2 protein-coding genes are annotated in these 2210 nt (G+C 35.9%); both read right to left on the bottom strand.

The features are described from left to right. Positions 1–448 precede the first annotated feature (448 nt). On the bottom strand, positions 449–778 hold the full coding sequence (locus F6K13_RS29665) for a KGK domain-containing protein (protein WP_124144769.1): 330 nt from the start codon (positions 776–778) through the stop codon (positions 449–451). A 448-nt stretch (positions 779–1226) separates the two neighbouring features. Then, positions 1227–2210: c-type cytochrome biogenesis protein CcsB (ccsB, locus tag F6K13_RS29670; RefSeq protein WP_287289367.1), on the bottom strand; the 984-nt coding region annotated here is incomplete at its 5' end.

A 2210-nucleotide genomic window follows, 5' to 3' on the forward strand; every position in this document is an offset into this window, starting at 1 on the left:
TGCCTTTGTCTAATTAATTATTAAGTGGAAAATAAATAAGCATTTTATTTAACCAATTTATAGGAAATAAATAGAGTTTTCAAACTCACAAAATCAATCATTTTTCGTACCTTTTTTTATCAAAATATCTTGCCTATTCCCTGTTCCCTGTTCCCTACTAATTTATTTAGAGTATTTTTCAATCTGTTAAACTACAAAATATTTGTTTTCTACATGCTTTTAGCTGTTGCCTTTGTCTAATTAATTATTAAGTGGAAAATAAATAAGCATTTTATTTAACCAATTTATAGGAAATAAATAGAGTTTTCAAACTCACAAAATCAATCATTTTCTGTACCTTAGTTTATCAAAATATCTTGCCTACTCCCTATTCCCTGTTCCCCATCCCAGAAAAAAATTTATATCTTTTTCACGTCTATGCCTATTATTAATTGTTGAAAAAATTGCATTAACTCCACATTCCTACATTCTGTGGCTGTTCATCAGAAGTTAGTATGGAGTAAGCTGAGGGTTGAGAAATAGGATCGACAGCTTCATATAACTCTTCTTCAGTTTCTGTAAAAAATTCTAAACGAAATTTTACTTTTCCTTTTCTCCAATAATCACCAGGTCTTAATAATTGACATTCTAGCCCATCATCAAATAAATTTTCCGACTCCAACCTAGCTAAAATCATCGTTATATATTCACTGACTTGAAATGTACATTGAAACATCAAAAGACTAGCACTTGTAGACAAAACATCATCATTATTTAGTAAAGTCACTTCAGTTTCCATATTTAATTATCCTAGATTTATTTTTAACGAAGAAAGGAAGTTAATTTAAAAAGTGATTTAAAAAACGAGAATAAGAAATCTTATTACCTACATTCCGCACTTCAAAGCCTAGTATAAAAGGCAATTAGTCAGTAGTCATTATTCATCAATCATTAGTCAGTAGGGTAATGATGCTGGCTAATTATCTGGCTCCATCAAATATTTATGCTTAATTTATTCCTCATAATTTGGCTCCCGTCTCAGTTAAATTATGAGGATTTATAGAGTATAAATACTGATCAACCCACTGATGTCTGTGGTACTTTTTATGTGACAAATTGACCTGTAGAATCTGAGTAATAATAACTGCTTCCTACTCCCGACTCTTTACTTTCCTCCTTTCTCTTTATTCTTCCTTTCTTACTGAATGCTGCGCCTTCATTTCTCGTAGCTAAACGAGTAAAGCAATTTAAAAAAACCATCCATAGGAATGTAAACCTTTACCCAAAAGATTTACTCCTAAATAACATACCCAGACTACAACAAATCCGGTAGCAGCCAAAATAGCAGGTCGTCGTCCTTGCCATCCTCTAGTAATACGCGCATGGAGATAGGCAGCAAATACCAACCAAGTAATCAAAGCCCAAGTTTCCTTCGGGTCCCAACTCCAATAAGAACCCCAAGCTTCATTTGCCCAAACTGCTCCAGCAATAATCCCAATAGTCAGTAAAGGAAATCCTAAGCCAATAATACGATAACTAATATTATCTAAAGTTTGGGCAATACTCAAACGTTGAGGAGAAAGAGTTACTTCTGTCTCAACTGCTTGAGTAGGTCTAGCCATTTCTAAGACAGCAGTTTGCCTGTGGCCATTTGTTGTAGATAGAGGAGAAGATTGATGGTTGTCCTCAATTTGATTCAGACTAGCTCCCTCTGTTTGAAGTTGCAAATTTTTTGAGAGCTTCACAGAATGATTATTTCTATAAGAACGAGTGCCAAAGGAACTGCCACTAAGTTCTACTTTTTGGCCACTGGTAACAATGAGAAAAGCGATCGCCAGTAAAGACCCCACCATCAAAGTTGCATAGCTCAACATCATGACACTGACGTGCATCATCAACCAATTAGATTTTAGAGCAGGCACAAGAGGTTCTGATAACTGCATACCGGAGGGCAAAGTTAGGGCCGCAAAAGCAGTAATACCCATTGCCAAGGGAGATGTAAAAACTCCCACCAGGCGACTTCCACTCATATTTTCAGCTATGAGGTGAATAGTAGTAAGTCCCCAAGTCAGGAAAAATAGAGATTCGTACAAATTACTAATGGGAAAATAGCCAGCTTCTAGCCAACGTGCTCCTAATAGGGTTGCAATACAGAGATTAGCGGTCACCATTCCGGTAGAACCCAAGACCGAGAGATAGGGGATACGAGGAAAAGCGGCACCTACCCAATA

This window comes from Okeania sp. SIO2B9 (genome assembly GCF_010672505.1).
In the GTDB taxonomy this organism is placed as follows: domain Bacteria; phylum Cyanobacteriota; class Cyanobacteriia; order Cyanobacteriales; family Microcoleaceae; genus Okeania; species Okeania hirsuta.

Coding starts and splice junctions, on each gene's coding strand:
- F6K13_RS29665 (WP_124144769.1), bottom strand. CDS start 778: ATGGAAACTGAAGTGACTTTACTAAATAATGATGATGTTTTGTCTACA.